We start from the raw sequence: 24,113 nt of genomic DNA on the forward strand, positions 1-24,113 counted from the left end.
CGACAGGTGATTTTGTAACCGCCAGAAATAGACGGTGTTCGCGCCGCCGCTCACACTTTACTTCCGGCCCGCACCGCTAACGCTGCGGGCATGACCGATTCGACGCCCGTAAACCCCGCCAACTCCGGCCTGGAAGTGACCACCTGGTTTGTGCGCAGCCGCAACGCCCTGTTCGCCAAGGCGGACTTCAGTCCGCTGTTCGTCGATTACTACCTGCACCTGTCCGACCACGCCATCAAGGTGACGCCCGAGCATGACGAGATTTTCAAACGCACGCTGGCGGCTTTGGTGCTGCACGCCGTCTCGCGTCCTTGGAACGAACTGACCGCGTGGACCATCAACCTTCAGCAGCCGTTGATGAATGTATTCGTCACCGCCGATAACACCGATGGCTCGGTTACGGGACGTGTGTTTGGCGAAAACGTGAAGACGTTTCCCACCAACTTGTTTTATGCCGACGTGATCCGCGGCCAGCAGCCCAAGCGGCGCAGCTCGGTCGAGTTTACCGGAGCCGATCCGCTGGTCGCGGTGGAGGCTTACTATCGCCAAAGCGAGCAGCGCCCTGCGCGGTTTTTTCAGACCGGCGAGGAGGAGTTTGCGCTCGTCTCCGCGCACCCCGACTTCGACGAGGTTTGGTTCGAATCGCTCACCACGGAGCAAGTGGCGCGTCTTCCCGAAACGGAGACGCTCGGTGAGCTCGAAAAGCGTGTTTACCGCTGGCATTGCGGGTGCAACCAGAAGCGCATGCTTGAAGTGCTCGCCCCGGTTTATCGGCAGGACGCCGCTGATCTGTTTGGCGAGGGCGAGACGATCGAGATGCGCTGCCCGCGCTGCACGGCGCGCCATGTGATCACGCGCGAAGCGATGGAGGCGTTTGTGGCCAAAGCCCCATGAGCGACGGTTACAACGAGAGATTTGGGGGCGTCGGACGGCTGCTCGGGCGCGAGGCGTTGGCCCGCCTGCACGATGCGCATGTGTGTGTGATCGGCGTGGGAGGGGTCGGCTCGTGGACGGTCGAGGGGCTGGCTCGCAGCGGCGTGGGGGCACTCACGCTCATCGATCTCGACGACGTCTGTGTGACCAACGTTAACCGCCAGCTGCCCGCGCTCGACGGCCAAATCGGCCGGCCCAAGGTTGCGGTGCTCGCCGACCGGGTGCGCTTGATCAACCCGGCTTGCCGCGTCACGGCGCTGACGGAGTTTTTCACTGCGGCGACGGCCGAGGCGATGCTGGCACCCGGTTTTGACTGCGTGGTGGATGCGATTGATCACACCGGCAACAAGGCGTTGCTCATCGCCGAGTGCGTGCGGCGCGGGTTCCCCTGCGTGACGGTGGGCGGCGCGGGCGGTAAACGCGACGCGACCCGTATCCGCGCGGCGGATCTGGGCGAGGCACAAGGCGACGACCTGCTGCGGCTAGTGCGCAAAAAACTGCGCGATGATCACGGTTTCGCGGCAGGGGCGGGTAACCGTTACCAGGTTCGGTGTGTATTTTCGATGGAGCGCCCCGTGTTCCCCTGGGCGGACGGCACCTGTCAGGCCGCGCCCGAGCCGGGTGGACGGCTCAAGCTGGACTGCGCGAGCGGCTTTGGCACGGCGGTGTGGGTCACTGGCGCGTTCGGTCTGGCCGCCGCTCAAGAGGCGGTGGGATTGCTGGTGAGTCGGCAAGCCTGATTCGGGCCGGGCGAGAGAACGAGTAAGAGTAGGAGAACGAGAACGATTGCGGAGGGACGACCTCCGTGTCGTCCGGGATCGAAAAAGTAGCGCAGACTTCCAGTCTGCTCCGTGTCCGTTCCGACAAGCGCCCGGAGCAGACTGGAAGTCTGCGCTACTTTTTTCCCGAACCAGTCCACACGGAGGTGGACCCTCCCCTGGGCGATTACGCCCGCTTGACCGCTTTTACCGGGTAGGTCGTGACTGTCGCGCCTTTGGCGTTACGACTTCCCACCGTCAGCTCCGAGAGGTCGAACTCGAAGTCTTTAACCCGTGCCGTGCAGCGGCCGCTCAGCTCGATGCGCAGTTTTTTCGGCATCGATTCGATGTTCTTCGTCTCGTCAAAGAACACCAGTTTCGAACCTTCGCTGGCGGCGAGGTTGTACGCTTTTTCACGCGTGGTGCCGCCGAGTTGGAAGCGTTTGGCGAAGGCCTTGCCGCTTTCCTTGTCCTGGTAAACCACCGTGTAAAACCGGTCGTCGCCGTCCTTCGCCACGACGTGTAGGTGCTGGATGTCTTTGCCGACAAAAACCTTGTCGGCCACCTTCACGACTTTGCAGGTCGCATCGGCCATAAAGCAGACCACGTCGTCCAAGATCGTGCACTCGACCACGAACTCGTGCTGGCGCCAGTTCAGGCCCACAAAACCTTCGTCGCGGTTCACGTAGAGCTTCTGGTTGGCGACCACCACCTGAGCGGCACTGATCTGCTCGACCTCGTCACAGGTGGTGCGGCGCTTGCGACCCTTACCGTACTTCTCGTGCAGGGTTTCGAACCACTTGATCGCAAACTCGGTGAGGTGCGCCAGGTCGAACTTGGTTTGTTTGATCTCGTCTTCGATCGCCTTGATCGCCTCGTCGGCCTTGAAGCGGTTGAAGGCGGAGATGCGCTTGATGCGGATCTCGGTCAGGCGGGTAACATCCTCGTCGGTGACGGCGCGGCGAAGTTTGGCGATGAAGGGTTTTAGGCCGGCGTGGATCTCGGCCAGCACGCTTTCCCAGGTCTTCGACTGTTCGATGCGGCGGTAGATGCGCTCCTCGATGAAAATGCGCTCCAAGTTGTCCCAGTGCCACTGCTGCTCGAGCTCGCCGAGCTTGATGTCGAGCTCCTGCTTGAGGAGCTGCACGGTGCGGTCCACCGAGCGGCGGAGGATTTCGGATACACCGAGGAATACCGGTTTGTCCTGGCCGTCGATAGTGTCGATGACGCAGGCCGCCGGCGAGAGGGACACCTGGCAGTCGGTAAAAACGTAGAGCTGGTTAATCACCTGGTCGGCATCGGCGCCCTGCGGCAGGTGGACGAGGATCTCGACGGTGTCGGCGGTGTTGTCGTCGACGTGTTTGATCTTGATCTTACCCTTGGCGTTGGCGGCGAGGATCGACTCGATGAGTGACACGGTCGAGGTGCCGTAGGGCAGCTCGGTGATGGCGATCTGGTATTTGCCGCGCGTCTCCATCTTGGCGCGGACTTTTACTTTGGCCCCGCGCTCGCCGTCGTTGTAGCCGGAGAAGTCGGCGATGCCGCCGGAGGGGAAGTCGGGAACGAGTTTGAAGCGTTTACCCTGAAGGTGATTGATCGCGCAGCGGCACAGGTCGTTGAAATTGTGCGGCAGGATTTTCGTCGAAAGGCCGACCGCGATGCCCTCGGCGCCGTCGAGCAGCACGATGGGAAACTTGGCGGGGAGCGTGACCGGCTCCTTGGCGCGGCCGTCGTAGCTGGCCTGCCAGATCGTGGTCTTGGGGTTGAACAACACCTCGCGGGCGAAGGGCGTGAGGCGGGCCTCGATGTAACGCGGGGCGGCCGCGTCGTCGCCGGTGAGCACGTTGCCAAAGTTACCCTGCGGCTCGACCAGGTAGGCGCGTTGGCCCATGCCGACCAGCGCCGCACCGATGGAGGCGTCGCCGTGGGGATGGAAACGCATGCAGGCGCCAACGATGTTGGCGACCTTGTGGAAACGCCCGTCGTCCTGCTCCCAGAAGGTGTGAAGGATGCGGCGCTGGACGGGTTTTAAGCCGTCGTCGATGTGGGGGACGGCGCGGTCGAGGATGACGTAGCTGGCGTATTCCAGAAACCACTTCTGGTAGGAGTGGGCGAGCGGGGCGTTTTCGTTGGTCTTGGGCGCCTCGGGTTCGGCGGCGACGAGTTCGACGGAGGCTTCGGCTGCGCCCGGTGCGGGCTCATCGGCGGCGGCAGGCGTGGTGCCGGCAGCATCGACAGGAAGGCCGGAGTCGGGGGCAGCGGGCGTGTTGAGCGGCAGCTCGGGCTGGTCGTCGTGGGGATCTTGGCGTTTAGGCATCTGCGGGAAAAGCTGAGGGAAATCGGTAAGGGGCCAAAAGAGGCACGGATTGCGCGGATGGGAAGCGGGAAAATCGGGGAGGCGTTAAAAGGGGCGACTCAGATATTGAACACTGATCCTTCAACGGCGTTTTTTTAACGCAAAGGCGCAAAGGCCGAAGAAGACCGCAAAGGCATACAGTCATGCATTTGGGTTCCTCGACGTTTTCGGTGGTTGGCCTCCAATCCATTGGCCACAAAAAACACGAAATGACACAAAAACGGCTCCAACCCCGCCCACACCCTCGGTGGTGAAAAACGGATGATTTAGCCGCAAAAAAGCGCAGAAGTCGCAAAAGCCAGATCCGAACCTAATGAACCCCGGTTTTGCGCCGTTTGCGTCTCTTTGCGGCTGCGGAACCTTTTTTTTTAACCCGCTCAAGATCGTTGTGGGTAAAGCCAATAGCGGCCAGAACCCTTCGGCGGCACCGCCCATTTTCAACCCATGAACAACTCCCGCCACCGTTGGCTGCTTGAACAACTCCCTCAATGGGAGCGTGAAGGACTTCTCACTGCCGACGCGGCGCGTACCCTGCGCGAACGGCATGCGCCGGATGCCTCGCAGCTGGGGCTGGCGCAGCTCGTCATGGGTTCGCTCGGGGCGCTGCTCATCGGTGCCGGACTGATCGCCGTGATCGGCTACAACTGGGATGATTTCTCCCTCCCGGTGCGTTTGTTATTCGCATTTTTACCGCTGTTGCTGACCCAGGTTTTCAGTTTTCGTGTGCTGCAACGCGGCGATGCCGGCGCGGCATGGGTACGCGAAACGGCGCCCGTGCTTCAGGCCTTTGCAGCCGGGGCGTCCATCGCCTTGGTCTCGCAAATTTACAATCTCGGCGGGGAGTGGCCGGACTTTCTGTTCTGGTGGTTCCTGCTGAGTCTTCCGCTAACCTGGGTGCTGCGCTCGCATGCGGTGGCCATTTTCTACCTCGTTACCACCGCGATCTGGAGCGTGAATCAAGTCGTGCCCGGCAGGCCTTGGCAGGATAGCCCGCTGATTTATCCGCTGTTGTTGCTCGGTCTGCTGCCTTACTGGCCGGGCTGGCCACGCAAGGAAGCGCCCTCGATTTCGTTGCGCTGGGTGATGACGCTCAGCGCCTTCATCGGGCTGGCAAGCGCGGCAGTGTTCGTGACTCAACAGTCCGGTGATTACTCCCGTTACCATTCCGGGGCCTTCCTCTGGTTATGGACGCTGACCGCCGCGGCCATCGCCCTGTTTCCGCTCAATCAAGCCGGCATTGAAGAAGCCAGCGGTCGCAAGCCGCAGGTCGTACTGGGTTCACTTTGGCTGCTCGGTTACGGCGTGGCGGCCACGTTCCGCGATGCGAGTAACGACATTCTTAAGGGGGCTTCTCATGCGCTGGAACTGCCATGGTGCTGGGGGCTGCTGGCCGTGCTCGCGGGGTTTGCGCTGCATGCCGGGGTGCGTCGCCGCTGGGCCGTTTTGGCCATCGCGTCGGTGGCGTTGCTGCCGCTGATCTCGGTTCCATTCGTGGATGAAGCCAAAACCGGCAGCTCGCTGTTGTCGTGGCTGGCCACGCTGCACCTTTCCGGTATCGGCATCACGCTCATCCTGCTCGATTTTATCGGTAAACGCGGCGCCTCCCGACTCGGTGCCTTGCTGCTGTCGGTGCTGATCATCGCCCGCATGGCGGACAGCCATTTTTCGCTGCTCGCCAAAGGCCTGGCCTTCATCGCCGTGGGCGTCGCCTTCCTCGCCTTTAACTTCTTCATGAGTCGCCAGCATCGCCAGCAACACGCCGCCCAAGCATGAAAACCCTCTCCATTATCATCTTCGGCCTCGCCGCACTCGCGCAATGGCTGGTGCCGCTCACGGGCATTATGCAACACGAGCAAACCCTGGCCGAAGGCACGCTCGTAAAACTCAAATGCAGCGCCCCCGATCCCTACGATCCGCTGCGCGGCCGGTATCTCGCCGTGAGGCCTGAACAGCGCGAGGTCAGCGTGCCTGCGGGCGCGAAATTGAAACGTGGCATGCAGGTTTATGCATCACTGAGCATCGGCACCGATGGCCTGGCGAGTGTCAGCCATTTATCCCTCGAGCCACCCAAGAGCGGTGATTTTATCCGCTTGAAGTCGGGCTACGTGCATAACGAAAAGACCCAGCTTGAGTGGCCCTTCTCGCGCTTTTACCTCAACGAAAAACTCGCCCCTGAAGCCGACCGCTGGTTTGCCGAAAACCTCCGCAGTTCCAAAGGCATTATCGCCGAGGTGCGCGTGCTCAACGGCCGCGCCGTGCTGGCCGATCTCAGCTTCGACGGTAAATCCTTCCGCGAGATTCTCAAGGAACGGGAGAGTAAGCCTAGAGGGGTAGTCCGCTGAGGGGGGAGTTGAGGTTTAACGCAAAGATCGCCAATCGCTCGTAAAGGCCGAAAAGCCAAGCCGTGGACCGCAATCCACCAACCCCATGGCCGGAGGGTGGCCGCAAAGAGACGCAAACGGCGCAAAAACGGAGCTTTTTGGCTTCGGGGTTGGTTTTTGCGAACGTTGCGCTTTTTTGCGGCTAAATATTCCTTTTCCCCCTGAAGGTGTGGGCGTGGCTGGAGGCATGCCCCCTGACTACTGGCTGCACCGTTTGGGCTAAATTGCGTCTTCTAGCTACTCAATCGGTTTCCCAGTTTTCGATGAGGAGTCCGGGGACGCGCCTGAATTCATCGAGGTTACGGGTGACCAGCATAGCGCCCAAGCTCAGGGCTTGGCCTGCGATGAGCACGTCATAAGGTCCTATGGGCTGGGCGTTGGGCTTGAGGGTTTCCAGATAGGCGCGCAACCGGCCGGCATGCCAAGCGGCCTCCTCGTCGAAGGGTTCCAATTCCGGAATGACGACCCGCAACCGGTCTAGGCGGGCGATCAGCTGGGCGAGATCGGGGCGTTTTCAACGTTACGGGCCGATTAAAGGATGCCCCGCCCAAGGCACTCAGCCCCGTCCTGATGTAGCATGGGCGTCCCGCCCGTGGGATTGGTGCTGTGGCGGTTGTGATACTTAAAGGATGCCTTACAGGAATTGTGTCTAGGGTGCGTGCTTAAGTTTATGATTCAGTTGTTAATAAAATAAGTGGCCTGGGGTTATTCCAGGCGATGCTTCCAGTAGTCGGGGGCGCGTCGCAAGGGCATGACGGCAACAATCCAGATACGATCCGGCTCGTCGAGGTACACCACGGCATAAGGGAAGTCGCGGGCTAGATTGCGACGCGCAGGAGGGTCATACTGGCGGAAGCGATGGGGCGCGGCAGCTATCTCGGCGATCACCCGCTCGATCTCGTCATAAAACCTACCGCCTAAGTCCTCGCCATGTTCGGCGTAATAAAGGGCCGAATCCGCGTATTCCGCGTCCGCCTCGGGATGGAACAGATGCGGCTTCACCGGCCTACGATCCGGCGAATCTTCGCGGCCGTCACCTCACCTGGGATACCAACAACGGCACCGCTGCGGATTTCTTCGATGCGGTGCTGCACCGTGGCTGACCAGTCGCGAGTGAGTGCGCTGTCTTGGCCCCCGTGCGATTCAAACAAGACCCGGTCCACCAAGTCGGCCACCACGTCATGCGGCAGGGAGCGGATCTCCTCCACGATTTGATCAATGGTCATGCTCATACCTGCTAAAATGCTGCGTTCGTGCCGCTGGGCAAGTCCACTGTTGTTTTCGCCTGCCCGCGCGGAGCTTTTGGGTGTTTTACACCGGCGCTTGCGGGAAAACCGCTGGCCCCCGGCGGAATTTTCCTCTGCCCATCCGACGTGTGGGTGCGCACGGCGGATTGCCTGCACTTGATCACCGCGGTTCTGAAAAAGGGGTCGGGACGGAATGGCACTTAGTTAGGCAAGACCGCCCCAACGGGGCTCTCTACCACAGCCTAGGGCAACGCCCTAGGAATCATGGGCGTTCTGAAAAAGGGGTCGGCGTTCTGAAAAAGGGCGTTCTGAAAAAGGGCGTTCTGAAAAAGGGGTCGGGACGTTACATGGATACATAAGACAATAACCCAAAGTTAAAAAACGTGAAATCCGACCCTCGATGTATCCATGTAACGTCCCGCCCCCTTTTTTTACCCCCCCCAGGTCGCCCACCTGCAGGCGCTCGGTTTCCGGCAGTTCGCGGTGTTAAACACCCATGGTGGCAACACCCCGGTTGTCGTGACCACGCTGCGCGAGATTCAGGCCATGGCTGGCGTGCGCGCCGGCATGTTGAGTGGGTATTATCAACCCGTGCAGGAGCCGCAGGAGGCGGCGTTTGGGTTTCATGCCGGCGAGTGGGAAACCTCGCTCATGCTGGCCGGCGCGCCCGAGTGGGTGCGTATGGACCGCGCAGTCTGCGAATACCCGGCTCAACTCGATGCGCCCGGCGGCCTGCGACCTGAAGGCGGGGCGGCGGTGTTTGCGTGGAAAACCGCGGATATTTCCAAAAGCGGCGTGATGGGTGACGCCACCCGCGCGACGGCCGAAAAAGGCGCCCGTTGGCTCGACGAAGCCGCGGCGGCTCTCGCCCGCAAACTCACGGCGCTACTCGCCGGGTAGGTGTTACCCGTTGCCGCCATTAACATTCAAAAATCACTGGGATACTTCGATCCTTTTAGCCGCGAAAGAACGCAGAGATCGCATAGAAATACATGGTTTGTTCTTTGCGCTCCTTGCGTTCTTTTGCGGCTAAACTGCCTTGGTGGAGTCAGGTTTGCCGTTACTACTCGCTCGGCTTATTTCCAGATCGGGTCGGTCTGGTAGTCCTTGGGCTGGTTCAACAGCGGCCACACCTCGGCGACGGTCGGGGCGACGGCGAGCAGTTCGGCCAAGCCGTGTGACTTGAATTTCTCCTCCACCATGCGCTCGAAGAAGCGCAGCAAGTCATCGTAAAACCCATCCTGATTGAGCAACACCAACGGCTTCTGCGTGAGGTTGAGGTAACGCTCGCTCATGATCTCGGTCATTTCTTCGAGTGTGCCGATACCGCCAGGCAGGGTGAGGAACGCATGGGCGCGTTCCGCCATGATGCGTTTGCGCTCCCGCATGGTGGGCACGATCACCAGTTCGGTCGATTCGGCGTAGGCGAGTTCGCGCAACTGCATGAAGTCAGGGATCACGCCCACCACGACTCCGCCAGCCTCCTTCACGCTGCGGGCCACCGCGCCCATGAGCCCGACGTTGCCGCCCCCGTAAATCAAGCCCCAGCCCTCCGCCACCATTTCGCGCCCCAAACGTTCACCGACCTCGTAATACTTCGGGTCGAGCCGGGCGCTGGACGAACAGTAAACACACAGGAGCTTGGTCATGGCTTTTTCTAACCTTTTTCAATCCGCCTTGGATAGCAATTAAGGCTGTTTTTTTTAACGAATTCGTGCCCAGTAGGCGTTCTTCGTGGTGAACTCCCGCTCCAGTTACCTTGGCCGTTTGGCACCTTCGCCAACTGGTCTCCTACACCTCGGCCATGCGCGCACCTTTTGGGTCGCCCACCAACGCGCCCAGGCCGCCGGGGGCCGTCTCCTCCTGCGCAACGACGACCTCGACGCCGTACGCATCCGCCGTGATTTCGTCGCCGCGATGCTCGAAGATCTGCGCTGGCTCGGCCTCACTTGGGAGGAGCCGATGATCACCCAAAGCGAGCGCCTGCCGCATTACCGCGCCGCCCTCGTTAAACTGCATGCAGCGGGGCTCATTTTCCCCTGCGCCCATTCGCGCCGCGAACTCGCCGAGGCGTCCGTCTCCGCGCCCCACGAAGGCGCGAACCTCGACGAGCCGCTGTATCCGCCCGCGTTTCGTCCGGCCGTGGGCGAGCCATTGCCACCCCTTGACGCCGCAGGGTGGGGCACCAATTGGCGTTTTCGTGTCCCCGACGGCGAAGTTTTATCGTTCACCGACGGGCATTTCGGCGCGCAGGAGGCGGTGGCAGGGCGGGATTTTGGCGACTTCTTGGTGTGGCGCAAAGACGGCGTTCCCAGTTACCAACTGGCCTGCGCGGTGGACGACGCGGAACTGGCCATCACCGAGGTGGTGCGCGGCGCCGACCTGATAAAATCCACCTTCCGCCAACTGCTGCTGATTCGCGCGTTGGGTCATGAGGTGCCAGCGTATCATCATTGTCCGCTGGTGTTGGACGAGCGCGGTGAGCGCCTAGCGAAGCGCCACGACGCGCTGGCCTTGCGAACGCTGCGCGCCCAAGGCGTCGCGCCCGCTAAGCTGCTCGCATGAAGGCGGGAGGGTGACCGCAAAGAGGCGCAACCGGCGCAAAAAGTAGCGCAGACTTCCAGTCTGCTCACTGGAGTTTGGCCCCAAAACGAGTTGAGATCCCCCCCCCAGCTAAGGTAGAATCGTACCGCAGGTAGCAACGGCATGGGTTTCGATGAGTTCGTTGACGTGAGGGTGGCTGTTGCGAAGTCTGCGTGTGAGCGGCGGCGCGAACACCGTCTATTTCTGGCGGTTACAAAATCACCTGTCGTAAAAGCCGATGACCGGCCCCGCCAGGGGCCGATCATCAGGCCCGGTCAGCTTGCAGGTTCGTCGGCCAGGCGGTCTTTCATGCGGTAGGATTTGCCCTCGATGACGACGGTCTGGGCCCGGTGCAGTAGGCGGTCCAGGATCGCCGCGGTGATGCCAGCGTCGTTGTTAAAGATCCCTGCCCAGTGTTTGTAGGCCTTGTTGGTGGTGACGATCAGCGAGCCGCGTTCGTAGCGTTGGCTGACGATCTGGAAGAGCAGGTCGGCCCCCGACTTGTCGAGCGGCAGGTAGCCGACCTCATCGAGCACGAGCACCGCAGGGGTCATGTAACGCTTCAACTCGGCTTGCAACCGGTGCAGGGACTGGGCGGTGACCAAAGCGTTGATCGCGTCCACCGCCGTCGTAAACAGCACCGTGTAGCCCGCCTGGCACGCCGCGTAGCCCAACGCGCTCGCGAGATGTGTCTTCCCAAGCCCCACACCACCGCAAAACACCGCGTTGGTGCGCTCCTTGACAAAGCCCAGTTCGAAGAGGTGCCGCACCTGCGCTTCGTTCAACTCCTTGGGCCAGTCCCACTGGAACTGGTCGACGGTTTTCTTGACCGGGAAGCGCGCTGCCTGGATGCGCCGCTCCAGCGCCCGGATCTGGCGGTCCTGGGTCTCGGCCTGCACCAGTCGGCGTAAAAATTCGGCGTGCGAACAGCGCGCCTTGGCCGCCTCGGCCGTGAGTTCGCCGTGGTGGCGCAGCAGGTAACCGAGTTTCAGGTACTTGAGTTGATCTTTTAATAAATCGGTTTTTTCGGGTTCTGTTTTCATTGGGTATAGGGGCTTAAATCCGGGGGACGCAGTTCGAGTTCCAGTGCGGCCAACGCGTCGGCGCGGGTGAGGTGGATCGGCCCGGCTTGCGGCAAGGCCCGCGCGCGTTGTTCGAGCAAGTTGAGGATGTAATCGCTGGAGTAGGCGCCGAGTTCATGGGCGCTTTCGATCGCCCGGCCGACTGCCTCCGTTCCATACAGGGCCACCAAACCCACGATAGTCGCCAGGTGGTGTCCCGCGTTGAGCCGGCGCTCCTCCAGCCCCCGTTGGTAGGCGGGTGCCGCCGGGCTCAGTTCCAAAAACCGTAGCCGCAGGCGCTGCCGCGCCCCCTGCCGTTTGCGCTCCTCGAGTTCGCGCACATGCTCGGGGTTTTCCACATCGGCGCGGCGGGCAAAACTGCGGGCATGCTCGGCCACCAGGGTGCGGTCCGCATAAAACCTCACCTGCGCCCCCTCGATCTGCGCGGTGAGTAGCGCCCCGGCAAACTTCGTGGGCACCGAGTAGCGGTTCGTTTCGATACTCACCCGGCACCGCCGCGACGCCCGCACGCTTAAGGTGCGCACCGCCGGACTGGCCACCGGGTTAAGCGGCAGGAGCGCAGCGCGCTCCTCGGGCAGCCGGTCCACCGGCCGGCCCTGGGTTTCAGCGTGAACGCGCACGTTGGCCACCGTTTCCAGCCACAAGCTGGCGGCCGGCCCCAGCTCGGTAAACCCGTTCATCTGCCGCCCGCCAAGGAAGCTTTTTTTCACGTAACCCACCGCGTTTTCCACCATGCCCTTGGACTGCGGATGCCCCGGCCCGCACGCTTTTATCGTAAACCCGTAGTGCCGGGCAAAGTCCAGGTACTGGGCGTTGTACACCGGGTCGGTCCCGGGCACATGCGAGAGGACGGCCGTCTTGCAGTTGTCCACCATCACCTCGCGCGGCACCCCGCCGAGTTTTTCAAAGGCGCGCCGGTGACAGCCCAGCCACCACTCCTGGCCCTGCCCGAGGGTAAATTCCACATGCAGGAACCGGCTGTACCCCAAAACCATGACGAAAAAACTTAAAGCCCGCCGGGTGCCGTCCACCTCCACCGCGCCAAAACTGCCCCAGTCCACCTGCGCGGTCTGGCCGGGGGCAAACTTGAGGGTAAGAAACGCCTCCAGGTTCCTCGGCCGCACCCGCCGCACGTAGTCTTTCAAAATTGAATACCCGCCCGTGTACCCCCGCTCGCGCACCTTTTGCCAGAGCTGCATGGCGGTGAACGGATGGGCCTCCAGCCAGCGCGCGATCGCCGGCTTGTGCACGTCGAGCTTGCTTGGCCTAGGCACCTGCGCGGCCTGGCTGCGCACGTACTTTTCCTGCGCCTGCCAGCGCCTCACCGTCTGCACGTGCAACTGGAGCGAGCGGGCGATTTGCGGCGCACTGTGACCGGCCGCCTCCGCCTGTTTTATCCGGCAATACAGTTCGTAATCGATCACGCGCCCACCTCCCGGCTCGGCGGCGGCGTTGCCGCCAGCGTGTGCGTTGGCCTGCCCCGGTCCAAGGAGAGCACCTGGTAAAGTGGCGCGGCGTAGGCGATCACCCCGGCCTCGATTAACTGCCGGCGCGCCTCGACCAGGCCGTCCTCGCTGAGCGTGAGCAGCCGGGCCAGGGTGCGCGTGGCGTAGTAACTCAGCCCGTCGGCGTCGCCCACGGTGACCAGGACCAGATAGAGGCCCCAGGCGGGGGCACTGGCCCGCCCCAGGTAATTGCCCCGCACCAGCCGGTGGTCCAGCCAGCTAAACTGGGCCGGCGTGCGCCGGAGTTGTTCGCGATCGATCGGTTGTTTTTGCATAATCGGGCGGCTGGACGTCGATGCCCAGGATCACCCGCCCCCGGGATTGCAGGTGTCGCAGCATGGGTTCGAGGTCCTCTTGTAACGTCACTCCGGCGAACTGCGCGATAAGCCCCACGAGCACAGGGTTTTGCGACTCCCATCTGTCTTGTAACGGCACGCAGGGATTCGGTAACGCCACCTCGGCGACCGGCTCGGCTTTAGGCTGGTGCACAACGGATTGCGTAGTTGGGATGTCTTGTAACGCCACCCGCCGTCGCGGCCCCCTCCGCCTTGAGTACCCCGGATTGGCCTTCCGCCACTCCTGCACCCGTTGGACATTTTCTGGGCCTTTCCAGTGGTCGAGGTTCTCCGGCTTCGCCAACCATTTGGCCTGACTGGCCGCCCGGCTCGCCCGTCGGCATCCCGGCTTCCCGCAGTAGCGCTGACGCTCGCGGTTATGCGCGTCGGGCAGAAAGAAATCGACACAGTGCAAACACTTGCGTGAACCGGTTGGATGCATCGCTGTGCATCCGCCAAGCGTCCCGCCGGTTCAATCTCCACCCATTCGCACCCCTCATATCCCCAGCCGGACAGGGAAGAAAACCCACCCACGGAAGAAGAGTATTACTCTTTTTAAGGGGAAGAAGATCCACCGAAGAAGAAGTGCATTCCTAACCGCCAGAAATAGACGCTTTCCCGCTCGCCGCTCACAGTAAAGAACAGGGATCAGCGGTGGGCGAGTTGGGCGGCGGAGAAGCGCGTTGCCGGATGAAACCAAGACCGTTTAGCCGCAAAAGAACGTAAGGAGCGCAAAGAACAACCCCTGCATTTCTATGCGTTCTCTGCGTTCTTTCGCGGCCAATGGATCGAGGCTCGCGGATTCTGAGGGGACCTTAACCCCACCAAGCCCGAGCACGTTAAATCTTACTCCCGCCGAGCGCCTGGCGCAGCTTGTCGATCTTGGGCCGGATCACCGCCTGGCAATACCCCCCGTGGGGGTTGAGCCGAAAATAGTCCTGATGATAAACCTCGGCTTCGTAAAACGTCTCCAGCGGCGCGAGCTGGGTGACTATCCGCCCGCCCCAGCCAGGGTTGGCGCGGGCCAGCGCGGCCTCGGCGGCAGCCTTCTGCGCGGCATCCGCATAAAAAACCACCGAGCGATACTGCGTGCCCTCGTCGGCGCCTTGGCGGTTAAGCGTCGTCGGATCGTGGATCACCCAAAAATAGTCGAGCAACGTATCCAGAGTAATGAGCGCCGGATCGTAATCGATACGTACCACCTCGGCGTGGCCAGATACGCCGGCGCAAACCTGTTCGTAGGTCGGATTCGGCCGCACTCCACCCGCGTATCCGCTCACCACGGCCTCGACACCGGCCAACAATTCAAAGGCTGCCTCCACGCACCAGAAACAACCACCGCCAACAACTAGGGATTCAAGTTTAGGCATAAAATAACGACGGTCTGATGCATTGAGTTGCCGAATGTGGGCGGGGTGATCGCGAGCTTGGTTTACCCTTAGCCGCGCACGATGACCTGCTCGACCAGCTCGATGCCGTAGGCCTCCAGGCCCACCACTTTGCGGCGGCTATTGGACAGCAGGCGGATTTTCTTAAGCCCGATTGCATTCAAAATCTGAGCACCGATGCCATAGTCGCGCAGCCCCATGACGGGAACCGCCTCGCTGACTTTCCCTGGGGTTAATTTCTGCAAGAGGCTCGCGCCCGCTTCGAGCGGCTCCATGTAGAGGATCGCCCCGCGCCCTTCCTTGGCGATGGCCTTGAGGCAGGTGTCGAGCATGTCGTTGGCCGTGCCGCAGTCGCGGCCGCGAAACACGTCGGCCAAGACGTTCGCACTGTGCACGCGCACCAACGCAGGTGTGACCGCGTCCAACGTGCCCATCGTCAACGCGAGGTGATGGCGGTTGTCCAACCGGCTGCGGAAAACGTGAACCGTGAACTCGCCGTACGCCGAGCTGAAGGGGCTCTCACCGACCTTCTCGACCAGCTTTTCCGCTTTCAGGCGGTAGGCGATCAGTTGCTCGATGGAGATGATTTTGAGCCCGAATTTCTCCTTAAACTCGATGAGCTGCGGCAACCGCTTCATGGTGCCGTCGTCGTTGACCAATTCGCAAATAACCCCGGCCGGTTCGAGCCCGGCGAGGGCTGCAAGGTCGACTGCGGCCTCGGTGTGGCCGGCGCGCTCCAACACTCCGCCCGGGCGGGCCCGCAGCGGGAAAATGTGGCCTGGTTGCACCAGCTTATCGGGTGTGGTGTGCGGATCTGCCAAAAGTTTAATGGCCACCGCACGGTCAGAAGCGCTCACCCCGGTCGTCACGCCCTCGCTGGCATCCACGGTGATCGTAAACGCGGTGCGATGCACCTCGCGGTTCTGCGTCACCATTTGGCCCAGCCCGAGTCGGTCGAGGCTTGTTCCGAGCATCGGCACACAGACGATGCCGCTACCATAGCGCACCATCATGTTGATGGCCTCGGGCGTGGCTTTGGAGGCGGCCATGATGAGATCACCCTCGTTTTCGCGATCCTCGTCGTCGGCCACGATGACCATCTGACCAGCCGCGATGGCTGCAAGGGCGTCTTCGACGGAATCAAACGGGGAAGCAGGGGAGTTCATAAAAATTTAAGTGAGGCAGGTTGTTATGCGACGAGGACCACCCGGGCAAGCTCGCCGAAAAAACTCCACGCGGCTCATTTAGAGAGTGCGCCGCCTACGACGTTGGCGCGCTTGCAGCATTGCCCTCGGGCTTATCAGCATGAAAGGTTCCCCGCATGATTAGTCCCCTACTCTGCCCGCTTCTCGCCTTCGCGATGCCCACCTCCGCCGAGTGGCTGGAGGCGATTCCGATCATCCTTTCGCTCATCTTGATCGAGGGGCTGCTGAGCGTGGACAACGCCCTGGCCATCGCCGCAATGGCCAACCACCTGCCGGAGAACCAGAAGCGCAAGGCGCTACGTTGGGGAATCATCGGCGCCTACGCCTTTCGCGGCATCGCCCTGGCCGGTGCCGCCTACATCATCGCCAACCCGTGGCTTAAAATCCTCGGCGCCGCCTACCTCGTTTACCTGATGTGCGCGCACTTCACCGCGGCAGGCCACGCTGCCGACGACGACAAGCTGAACCCATCTCGCGTTGCCGCGCGCGGCTTCTGGGCCACGGTCGCCAGTATCGAGTTAATGGATCTGAGCCTGAGTGTGGACAACGTGGTGGCCGCCGTCGCCATGAGCCCAAAAATATGGGTGGTGTGCCTCGGGGTGTTCATCGGCATTCTCGCGCTGCGCTTTGTGGCCGGAGCCTGCCTCAAACTGCTCGAAAAACATCCCGTGCTCGAACACACCGCCTTCCTGCTCATCGGCTACGTGGGCGCGATCCTCGTGGTGGAGATCGTCTCGCAGCAGTACGGCCAGCCGATCCACATCAACGCGTTTCAAAAGTTCATCGGCATCGTGCTGATCACCGCCGCTTCGCTGGCTTATTCTTCGCGCCCCGGCCTGCAACGCGGCCTCGCACCGATCATCGGCGGGTTGCGCTGGCCGATGCGTGCGGTCTCCGCGATCGTCGGCACACTCCTCGCCGCCGTCTGCTGGCCATTCAAAGCAGGATTCCGCGCCTTCGCCTCCTCCGGCAGCGAGCGCAGCTAGGGTTCTACCGCTCCCTAATTCTTCCCCCACCGCTCCGCAGCAGGCATGGGCGTTCAGTCCCAAAGCCGGAACCCCTAAATCCCCCCCCATGAACCTCCGGCTGCTCGTTACCCCGCTGCTCGCCATTGCCCTGTCCACGCTTACGGTCGCCTCGGTCCAACTCACCGGCGCCAACGGCAGATCGGTTGAATTTGTCGGTATTTGGGAGGCGCGCCCTGAGGGCCTGGTGGTCGTGACCACCGCCGAAAGCGACCCCATCGTCGTCACTTGGGACAAGTTCGACTTGGCCAAACTCAAGGTGGAACAGCCCGCGCTGGAAGCGGCCCGGCAGCGCGCTGTGTTCCTGCGCAGCACCCAACCGGTCAACCTCGGCCTGTTCGCTGAAATCCTCACCGCCAGCCAAGTCGGTACCGAGATCCGCCGCATGCTCGACGTGCCCTCGACCGTTAAGGTACCGCTCGCCTTTCGCACCACCACTGAAACCGTGGTACAGGCGCAGTTGGTCACCTTGTATCCGACCGTCTGGGACGGCCTAGTACTGGCGCAACCCGTCAATACGATCAACCAGAGCAGCAAAACCTCGACTGAGACGCGCCAACTCACGCCCGACGAGATCACCACGACTCCCCGCCGTGTGCTCACCCAACTCTCGCGCTCCGAAGGCGTTCTCGCCTCCGACCGCCGCGCGCTATTCGAACTCAACAAGGTTAACCCCCGCCTGCTCGAAGAGGCCGCCCAGGGCCTCGAGCGCATCCGCGCCAGCCTGCCGCCCAAACGGCTTTTGGCCAACGATCCCACGCTCCAAACGCTCGACCACCGCCTCACCGAGGCCATCGCCAACATCCGCGATCTCGCCGTGGGGCAGACCATCAGCCGAGCGCAGCAGGACCGGATTCGCGAGTTCCTGGCCCTGGCCGACCACCCGATTCTGCGTTAACGCTGGCGCGGGCTCGGTCTCGGAAAGTAGCGCAGACTTCCAGTCTGCTCCGGGCACGTGGGTTGGTCGGCGGGTTTGAGCCACGGAGGCAGACTGGAAGTCTGCGCTACTTTTGGACGACTCGGAGGTCGTGCCGCCGTAATCGTTCTCGTTCTCTTACTCCTACTCGTTCTCTCGCCCCCGCGCTCCGTTTCCGCTCAGAGCTGCTGGGCGCCTGCGCCGGTGCGCATGTGCAGGACGTCGGGGCGCGCGCCGTATTTCTTCTCGTAGGCCGCCGCAACCGCGTCGGCCTGCTCTTTGCCAAACGCAGAACTCGTCAGCGACATGACCGCCCCGCCAAAACCGCCGCCGGTCAAACGTGCGCCGAACACGTGGTCGGTCGCCGTGAGCGTATCCACCAGAAAATCCAGTTCGCCGGTGCTGTTGCCAAACAGGTGCTGCGAGCTGCGGTGCGAGGCCGTCAGCAGGCGCCCCACCTCGGGCAGATCGTCCTGATTTAGCGCCGTGACCGTCTGCCCCACCCGGGCGATCTCCTCGACCACGTGTTTGGCGCGTTGATACGCATCGGCGCTCGTGCGGTCTTTGGCGGCCTCGACCTGTTCGGAGGTTGCCTCGACCAGCAAGGAAACGCCCAGCACCTTGGCGACTTCCATGCATTCACGGTGGCGGGCAGCAAACAACCCATCGACCAGCGCATGCTTATGGTGCGTGTTGAAAATCCAGAAATGGGCGCCTTTGGGCAGCGGCACGGTGTCGAAGCGCGGTCCGCGGCAGTCGATGAACACCAGGTGATCGCCCTTGCCGAAGCCGGAAACACCTTGGTCAAGGATGCCACAGGGCACGCCCACGAAGTTATTTTCCGCGTGTTTACCGATCTTCACCAAGGTCTCGCGGTCGGTGTGCTGGCCGGTGATCGCGAGAAAAGCCAAACCGGAAGCCAACTCGATGGCCGCACTGCTGGAAAGGCCGGCGCCCGTGGGCAGGTCGGAAATGGCCACATAGTCAAAACCCTGGGGCGCCTTCAGCCCGAAAGCAGGCAGCGCGGCAATCACGCCGAGCGGGTAATTGATCCAGCTGGCCTCGCCGGTTTGCTTCTCACTGACCGAGGCGTCGAGGGTGACGGTCTTGCCGGTGAACTCGCTGTAAAACACCCGCTTGCCGTCGGTGCGTGGCGCGATGGCCACGGCCACACCGCGGTCAATGGATGCACCCAGAACGGTGCCACCGTTGTAGTCGGTGTGGTTACCGATGAACTCGATGCGACCCGGCGCACGAGTGATGGTAGACGGCTCGCGGCCGTGGACTTGTTGAAAGAGGGCGGCGATCTTTTGCTTCATATTGAAGCCTGCCGGAATGCCTCAAAACGCTGTGCGCCGTCAACGGTCTTCGTCGCCCCGCGAGCCTGCGGGAGAATTAGCCAGCGCGGCTTAAACCGGCCATAACGCCCGGTTCCGTGTAGCGTTGGCCGTCCCCGGCCAATTAGTCTCACCTTATTCGCCACTAGGCTTGGGGACGCCCTCGAAACCCGCAGGTGCCTCGCCTTGCGCGCCCTTGGCCACGAGTTGCAACAGGTAGGCCATCGCCTCCACCCGGCCCAGGCCGCGCTTCGTCACCAGTTGGTCACAGCGTTTGCTCAACTGCTCGGCCATGATCGCGGCCGCTGCCGGTGTGGGCGCGCCCCATTTCAAACACAGTTGGCTGAGTTGTTCGTGTTCGGTCATGGCAGGTCAATAAGCTCAACATATCCATCGCCGCCGGGCTCGGGCGCAAGCGGCAGCGCCGGGTCTAGCCCGAGCTTGTTCACCAGTGCCAGCCCGATAAAGCCGCCCGCCCCGTCGGCGACCGCCGAACGCAGCTCGCCCACGCGCTTCTCTCCCTGCAACAGCGCCGTCGGCACCGCCGGAGCCAGGCGTGCGCCGGCCCTCACCCGCACCAAGCGCCGGCGCACCGTACCCATAGCTTTGAGACGCGCCATCACCTCTTGCCCCAAATAACAGCCCTTGGTGTAGGAAACCGCCACCGCGTCCAAACCGCCCTCGTTGGGCAGCTCGCCCGGCCCGATATCACGCGGCACCAGCGGAATCCCCGCCGCGATCCGCAACCGCTCCACTTCGCCCGCCCCGATCTCGGCCAACCCGCCAAGCGCAGGCGCCTGCGTGGGTCGGAGCCATTCAAAGCTCGTGCCGCCGCCGCGTCGTCCGCGAAACACCCAGCCCTCGCCCGCTCGCGTAAATTCGCCCGCCGCCGGCACCGCTCCTGCGGTTTCACCGAGCCACGCCTCCGCACCGTCGCCACCCAGCGCCAGCCCTTGCCAGGCCGCGGTCTCATCGTCGATGACCACATCGTCGGCGATAATGTACGCTTCCAACCGCTCCCGGATCACCGCCGCGCTCGACGAAAAACTGATAACCCAAAGCAGATCAGCGGCTTCCCGCAGGACAAAACTGTCGGCCAAAACCTTGCCCTTTTGATTGAGCCACAGCCCGTAGGCCACCGCAGGCGCCACGGCGGGGCGCAACTCCTGCGTAAACTGCCCCTGCAAAAAGCTTAACGCATCTTCGCCGCTCACCCGTAAACAGGCGCTCGGCTGATAGCGATGTTGCCACCCCGCAACGGGGCTAAAGTTTTTGTTATTCTTATCCAAATGCACGCGAGTGGTTTGAGATTGGGCGCAGGGAATTCCAATAACTTTTTATTGACGGCCGACGATCGGCGGCTACTTCTCACCTCGTTCGATTTAAACACTTCTCCTGATTAGCAGGAGTTTTTGGGGTAACTAAGAAAGCAAATGGCCGGTCGCTTAGGGGTAGGCGACCGGCCAACTTATTTTAAAAACCTGCACTACTCACCCCGACCTTACGACGACACCGCGTTTTTCCTGACGCGGTTTTTTATTGCCCGCCTGCGAGGGAGATGAGGCTGCTCTCCGCCTCATCTGCGCTGGATGCTTGCGCTCCGGCCAAACGTTACCCCAAGTTCTTACCTTTATGCACAAGACCTCCGACATCAATGTCGTGGAGACCCGCCCTCTCCCCTCGCCTGCCCAGCTGCTGGCCGCGCTGCCCAAGAACGAGGCTCAAGCCGACTTCATCACCCGCTCCCGCGACGAGATCAACCGACTCATTTTCACCAGCGATCGCCGCTTCCTGCTCATCATCGGCCCATGCTCGATTCATGACGTCGAAGCCGGCCGCCAATACGCTCGCCGCCTGGCCGCCCTCGCCAGCGAAGTCTCCGACCGGATCATGGTCGTCATGCGCGTCTACTTCGAAAAACCGCGCACCACCGTGGGCTGGAAGGGCCTGGTCATGGACCCGCATCTCGACGGCAGCCACGACATCGCCGCCGGCCTGCGCCTCGGCCGCTCGTTTCTGGGAGAAGTCCTCGACCTCGGCCTGCCCACCGCCACCGAGTTTCTCGACCCCATCACCCCCCAATACATCGCCGACCTGGTCTGCTGGGGCGCGATCGGCGCTCGCACCACCGAGTCGCAGACCCACCGCCAGCTTGCCTCCGGCCTGTCCATGGCCATCGGCTTCAAGAATGGTACCGACGGCAACCTGCAGACTGCGGTCAACGCGATCAAGGCCGCCGGCCAGCCGCAGACCTTCCTAGGCGTGAGCCTGGACGGCGCGGCCTCGGCGATCGTCACCCGCGGCAACCCCAATTGCCACATCGTGCTGCGTGGCGGTTCGGCCGGCCCGAACTACTCCGCCGAGCACATCACCAAGACCGAGCAAGCCCTCGTCAAAGGCGGCCTCACGCCCTCGATTTTGGTCGATGCCTCCCACGACAACTCGGCCAAGAAACCCGAGCTGCAACCCGACGTCATCCGCGTCCTTCTTGAGCAGATCGCCGCGGGCAACACCTCCATCATGGGTGCCATGGTGGAGAGCAACCTAGAGAGCGGCAGCCAATCCTTCCCGCAACCCAAGGAAAGCCTCCGCTTCGGCGTGAGCATCACCGACGGCTGTATCGGCTGGGACACGACCGAAAAAATGGTGCGCGAAATCCACGCCGCCTTAGCCCCGCACTTCGCCTAACGAGGTAGCGCCGGTAAGCCGGTAAGCCGGCGCTACCTTTTCCGACCCAGCCCATACGGCGGTGGGCCCTCCCCCTCGGACAGAGGGAAAAGGTAGCGGACGAGAGAACGAGTAGGAGTAGGAGTAGGAGTAGGAGTAGGAGTAGGAGTAGGAGTAGGAGTAGGAGTAGGAGTAGGAGAACGAGAACGATTGCGGAGGGGACGAGCTCCGTGTCGTCCGAGCCGAGAAGTAGCGCAGACTTCCAGTCTGCTCAGCCTCAGCTTCGTCCTGATCGCTAAAGCAGACTATCGTTGATGACAGCCCTCAGCGCGGGCTTTGCAAAAAACGCATTAAGCCGGATCGTCGGCGGCGTGGTCGATGGCCGGAAGGGCCGTGGTTTTTAACCCGAGTTCCGCAGTTGGCGTAGTCGGCAAAAAAAGTTTCAGAGGAGAGCAGATTTTTGGCGGCGGGCGCCTACGAGGGAAGACGAGGTTTTGGAGGCATGTAGTGCCGAACACCCCGTTGAGGAGCGCTCGGATTTCTGCGATACTGCCGGGCATGTTCCTACGACGTAAGACCAAGTCGGCGCGCGGGGTCGGTTACAGTTATTGGCACTTGTGCCGGACGGTGCGCACCGCGCGTGGGCCGCGTCAGCAGGTCGTCGCCTCGCTGGGCAAACTCGACGACGCGCAACTGGCGGGCTTGCGCGGGGGCTGGGATGATTTACCCGCATTGTTGCGCGGGGAAACTCCGATCCCCAAGCCGGACACCGCACCTCTGCCCGGGCTCGGTTTGCCGGGCCAGACCGAAGGTGACACCGCACCGCGTTGGGAGCCGGCTGATCTGCGCGCTCTGAGAGTAGAACGCAGCCGCGACTTCGGCGAGTGTTACCTCGCCCTCTCGCTTTGGCACCGTCTCAAGCTCAATGAGCTGCTCGGCGAGCTTTTGCCCGAGGGCCGCGAGTCGGTGGGCTGGGCGCATACCGCCGCTCTGCTTACCGTCGCGCGGTTTTGCGCGCAACGCTCTGAACTCGGAGTGGCCGAGCACTGGTATGACACCACCGCGCTCGATGATCTGCTCGGTGTGGACAACCGGCTGGTCAACGATGACCGGCTCTACCGCGCGCTCGATCAGCTCGGCGAGCACAAGGACGCTCTGTGCGCCCACCTGATGACGCGTTACCGGGAGTGGTTTGGCGTGCGCTTCGAGTTTTTGCTCTACGATGTGACGAGCACCTACTTCGAGGGCGAGGCGGAGCGCAATCCGCAGGCCCAACGCGGTTACTCGCGAGATCAACGCAGCGGCAATAAACAGGTTTGCATCGGCCTGGTCTGCACCCCCGAGGGCCTGCCGCTGAGCTTCGAGGTGTTTGCGGGCAACCGCGCCGATGTGAGCACGGTCGAGGACATCGTGCGTGCAATGGAAACCAAATACGGCCAGGCCGAACGGATCTGGGTGATGGACCGGGGCATGGTCTCCGAGGCGAACATTACTTTCCTGCGCGAACGCAAGGCGCGCTACCTGGTCGGCACGCCGAAAAGCTGGCTGCGCGCCCACGAGCAGACTTTGCTCGAACAATCCGACTGGAAAACCGTGCAAGACGGGCTGGAGGTGCGCCTGGTCGAACAGCCCGACGGCGAGCCGGGCGAGCGTTACGTGTTATGTCGCAGCGGCGCGCGGGCCGAGAAGGAGCGCGCGATGCTCCAACGTCAGAGCGAGCGACTGACGGCAGAGTTGATCAAGATCGACGCCTGGCTCAGCCGCACGCCGCAGGCCGATCAGGAAGCCGTGGGCCGGCGGATCGGCCGGCACCTGGGTAAATATCCCGCCGCCGCCGCGATTGTAATGGCGGAGGTATTACGCGATGGGGAAGGCCGTGCCGGCGCCCTGTGCATCAGCAGCCGGCTCGACGCCGGACAAAAGGCGCACCGCCAAAAAGGCGCGTATCTGTTGCGCACCAACTGCGAGGAGACCGATCCGGTCTTGTTGTGGAAGTGGTATATCCAGCTCACGCAGGCCGAGGCGGCGTTCCGCACAGCCAAAAGCGACCTGGGACTGCGACCGGTGTTTCACCATAAAGAGGACCGCGTCCAGGCGCATATCCTGGTTTGCTTCCTAGCGTTGGCGCTGTGGCGCACGCTTGAGCAGTGGATGCACTCGAAGGGGCTGGGCACCTGTGCACGGCAATTGGTCAAGGAAATGGGCGGAATCAAAAGCGTCGATGTTGTCGTGCCCGTGCGCCGGGCCGAAATCACGACCGAACTACGCTTGCGTGTAGTCACCAAGCCAGAACCGGCCACCGCCCAGCTTCTCACCCACCTCGGCCTGCGTCTGCCCAAAGGCACCCGCGAAATCAGCAATGTAGTGCCGAAAATCGCCCCTTAAATTACGCAAG

General features: G+C 62.2%; 23 protein-coding genes. 10 read left to right on the forward strand and 13 right to left on the reverse strand.

Annotated features, from left to right (window positions below; translation table 11 throughout):
- The first annotated feature begins 90 nt into the window (after positions 1-90).
- On the forward strand, positions 91-894 hold the full coding sequence (locus H2170_15585) for an Hsp33 family molecular chaperone HslO (GenBank protein ID MCS6301491.1): 804 nt from the start codon (positions 91-93) through the stop codon (positions 892-894).
- On the forward strand, positions 891-1,673 hold the full coding sequence (locus H2170_15590) for a tRNA threonylcarbamoyladenosine dehydratase (GenBank protein ID MCS6301492.1): 783 nt from the start codon (positions 891-893) through the stop codon (positions 1,671-1,673). Before H2170_15585 ends, H2170_15590 begins: the two co-directional genes overlap by 4 nt.
- Positions 1,674-1,878: 205 nt before the next feature.
- On the opposite strand, the gene H2170_15595 is transcribed toward H2170_15590, so the two are convergent.
- Positions 1,879-4,008, reverse strand: a complete 2,130-nt coding sequence (locus H2170_15595; GenBank protein ID MCS6301493.1) for a DNA gyrase/topoisomerase IV subunit A — start codon at positions 4,006-4,008, stop codon at positions 1,879-1,881.
- A gap of 483 nt (positions 4,009-4,491) precedes the next feature.
- Here H2170_15595 and H2170_15600 point away from each other — a divergent pair, with 483 nt between their 5' ends.
- Both H2170_15600 and H2170_15605 read left to right on the forward strand, forming a co-directional pair.
- Positions 4,492-5,820, forward strand: coding sequence for a DUF2157 domain-containing protein (locus tag H2170_15600; GenBank protein ID MCS6301494.1), 1,329 nt, complete (start codon positions 4,492-4,494; stop codon positions 5,818-5,820).
- Positions 5,817-6,389: a GDYXXLXY domain-containing protein gene (locus tag H2170_15605; protein ID MCS6301495.1), complete on the forward strand. Its 573-nt coding sequence runs from the start codon at positions 5,817-5,819 to the stop codon at positions 6,387-6,389. The genes H2170_15600 and H2170_15605 overlap by 4 nt, the downstream gene beginning before the upstream one ends.
- Positions 6,390-6,669: 280 nt before the next feature.
- On the opposite strand, the gene H2170_15610 is transcribed toward H2170_15605, so the two are convergent.
- From H2170_15610 to H2170_15620, 3 genes are all read right to left on the reverse strand, one after another.
- Positions 6,670-6,921, reverse strand: a complete 252-nt coding sequence (locus H2170_15610) for a PIN domain-containing protein (GenBank protein ID MCS6301496.1) — start codon at positions 6,919-6,921, stop codon at positions 6,670-6,672.
- 212 nt (positions 6,922-7,133) lie between these two features.
- Complete coding sequence (locus H2170_15615; protein MCS6301497.1) at positions 7,134-7,430, reverse strand: type II toxin-antitoxin system RelE/ParE family toxin; 297 nt, start codon at positions 7,428-7,430, stop codon at positions 7,134-7,136.
- The gene (locus H2170_15620) at positions 7,427-7,654 is read right to left on the reverse strand and encodes an addiction module antitoxin RelB (protein ID MCS6301498.1); all 228 of its coding nucleotides are present in this window, start codon (positions 7,652-7,654) and stop codon (positions 7,427-7,429) included. The genes H2170_15615 and H2170_15620 overlap by 4 nt, the downstream gene beginning before the upstream one ends.
- A 474-nt stretch (positions 7,655-8,128) precedes the next feature.
- Between H2170_15620 and H2170_15625 the strand changes: the two genes are divergently transcribed.
- Positions 8,129-8,575 carry a creatininase family protein gene (locus H2170_15625; protein ID MCS6301499.1) on the forward strand — a complete coding sequence of 149 codons (447 nt, stop codon included), beginning with the start codon at positions 8,129-8,131 and terminating at the stop codon, positions 8,573-8,575.
- 176 nt (positions 8,576-8,751) lie between these two features.
- On the opposite strand, the gene H2170_15630 is transcribed toward H2170_15625, so the two are convergent.
- The gene (locus H2170_15630) at positions 8,752-9,324 is read right to left on the reverse strand and encodes a TIGR00730 family Rossman fold protein (protein MCS6301500.1); all 573 of its coding nucleotides are present in this window, start codon (positions 9,322-9,324) and stop codon (positions 8,752-8,754) included.
- Between the two features lie 85 nt (positions 9,325-9,409).
- Here H2170_15630 and gluQRS point away from each other — a divergent pair, with 85 nt between their 5' ends.
- Positions 9,410-10,240: a tRNA glutamyl-Q(34) synthetase GluQRS gene (gene gluQRS / locus H2170_15635; GenBank protein MCS6301501.1), complete on the forward strand. Its 831-nt coding sequence runs from the start codon at positions 9,410-9,412 to the stop codon at positions 10,238-10,240.
- Positions 10,241-10,533: 293 nt separating this feature from the next.
- Here the strand turns inward: gluQRS and H2170_15640 are convergent, their stop codons facing one another.
- The 5 genes from H2170_15640 to ribB all read right to left on the reverse strand — a co-directional run bounded on the left by H2170_15640 (position 10,534) and on the right by ribB (position 15,734).
- A complete protein-coding gene (locus H2170_15640; protein MCS6301502.1) occupies positions 10,534-11,301 on the reverse strand; it encodes an ATP-binding protein in 768 nt (255 codons plus the stop codon).
- Positions 11,298-12,764 (reverse strand): IS21 family transposase, encoded by a 1,467-nt coding sequence (locus H2170_15645; protein ID MCS6301503.1) that lies wholly within the window; start codon positions 12,762-12,764, stop codon positions 11,298-11,300. The genes H2170_15640 and H2170_15645 overlap by 4 nt, the downstream gene beginning before the upstream one ends.
- Positions 12,761-13,120: a hypothetical protein gene (locus H2170_15650; protein MCS6301504.1), complete on the reverse strand. Its 360-nt coding sequence runs from the start codon at positions 13,118-13,120 to the stop codon at positions 12,761-12,763. Before H2170_15650 ends, H2170_15645 begins: the two co-directional genes overlap by 4 nt.
- Before the next feature lie 899 nt (positions 13,121-14,019).
- Positions 14,020-14,550, reverse strand: coding sequence for a peptide-methionine (S)-S-oxide reductase MsrA (msrA, locus tag H2170_15655; GenBank protein MCS6301505.1), 531 nt, complete (start codon positions 14,548-14,550; stop codon positions 14,020-14,022).
- 68 nt (positions 14,551-14,618) lie between these two features.
- Complete coding sequence (gene ribB / locus H2170_15660) at positions 14,619-15,734, reverse strand: 3,4-dihydroxy-2-butanone-4-phosphate synthase (protein ID MCS6301506.1); 1,116 nt, start codon at positions 15,732-15,734, stop codon at positions 14,619-14,621.
- A gap of 155 nt (positions 15,735-15,889) precedes the next feature.
- Here ribB and H2170_15665 point away from each other — a divergent pair, with 155 nt between their 5' ends.
- Both H2170_15665 and H2170_15670 read left to right on the forward strand, forming a co-directional pair.
- On the forward strand, positions 15,890-16,759 hold the full coding sequence (locus H2170_15665) for a DUF475 domain-containing protein (GenBank protein MCS6301507.1): 870 nt from the start codon (positions 15,890-15,892) through the stop codon (positions 16,757-16,759).
- 88 nt (positions 16,760-16,847) lie between these two features.
- Positions 16,848-17,696 (forward strand): hypothetical protein, encoded by an 849-nt coding sequence (locus tag H2170_15670; GenBank protein ID MCS6301508.1) that lies wholly within the window; start codon positions 16,848-16,850, stop codon positions 17,694-17,696.
- A gap of 197 nt (positions 17,697-17,893) precedes the next feature.
- Here the strand turns inward: H2170_15670 and galK are convergent, their stop codons facing one another.
- The 3 genes from galK to H2170_15685 all read right to left on the reverse strand — a co-directional run bounded on the left by galK (position 17,894) and on the right by H2170_15685 (position 20,238).
- Positions 17,894-19,033 (reverse strand): galactokinase, encoded by a 1,140-nt coding sequence (galK, locus tag H2170_15675; protein ID MCS6301509.1) that lies wholly within the window; start codon positions 19,031-19,033, stop codon positions 17,894-17,896.
- Positions 19,034-19,186: 153 nt separating this feature from the next.
- Positions 19,187-19,417, reverse strand: coding sequence for a hypothetical protein (locus H2170_15680; protein MCS6301510.1), 231 nt, complete (start codon positions 19,415-19,417; stop codon positions 19,187-19,189).
- Entirely contained in the window at positions 19,414-20,238 is an 825-nt protein-coding gene (locus H2170_15685) for a folate-binding protein (protein MCS6301511.1), read from the reverse strand. Before H2170_15685 ends, H2170_15680 begins: the two co-directional genes overlap by 4 nt.
- A gap of 445 nt (positions 20,239-20,683) precedes the next feature.
- Between H2170_15685 and H2170_15690 the strand changes: the two genes are divergently transcribed.
- The gene (locus H2170_15690) at positions 20,684-21,739 is read left to right on the forward strand and encodes a 3-deoxy-7-phosphoheptulonate synthase (protein ID MCS6301512.1); all 1,056 of its coding nucleotides are present in this window, start codon (positions 20,684-20,686) and stop codon (positions 21,737-21,739) included.
- Between the two features lie 537 nt (positions 21,740-22,276).
- The gene (locus tag H2170_15695) at positions 22,277-24,103 is read left to right on the forward strand and encodes an IS1634 family transposase (GenBank protein MCS6301513.1); all 1,827 of its coding nucleotides are present in this window, start codon (positions 22,277-22,279) and stop codon (positions 24,101-24,103) included.
- The last annotated feature ends 10 nt before the right edge of the window (positions 24,104-24,113 follow it).

The sequence above is a fragment of the Opitutus sp. genome (genome assembly GCA_024998815.1).
In the GTDB taxonomy this organism is placed as follows: Bacteria; Verrucomicrobiota; Verrucomicrobiia; order Opitutales; family Opitutaceae; genus Rariglobus.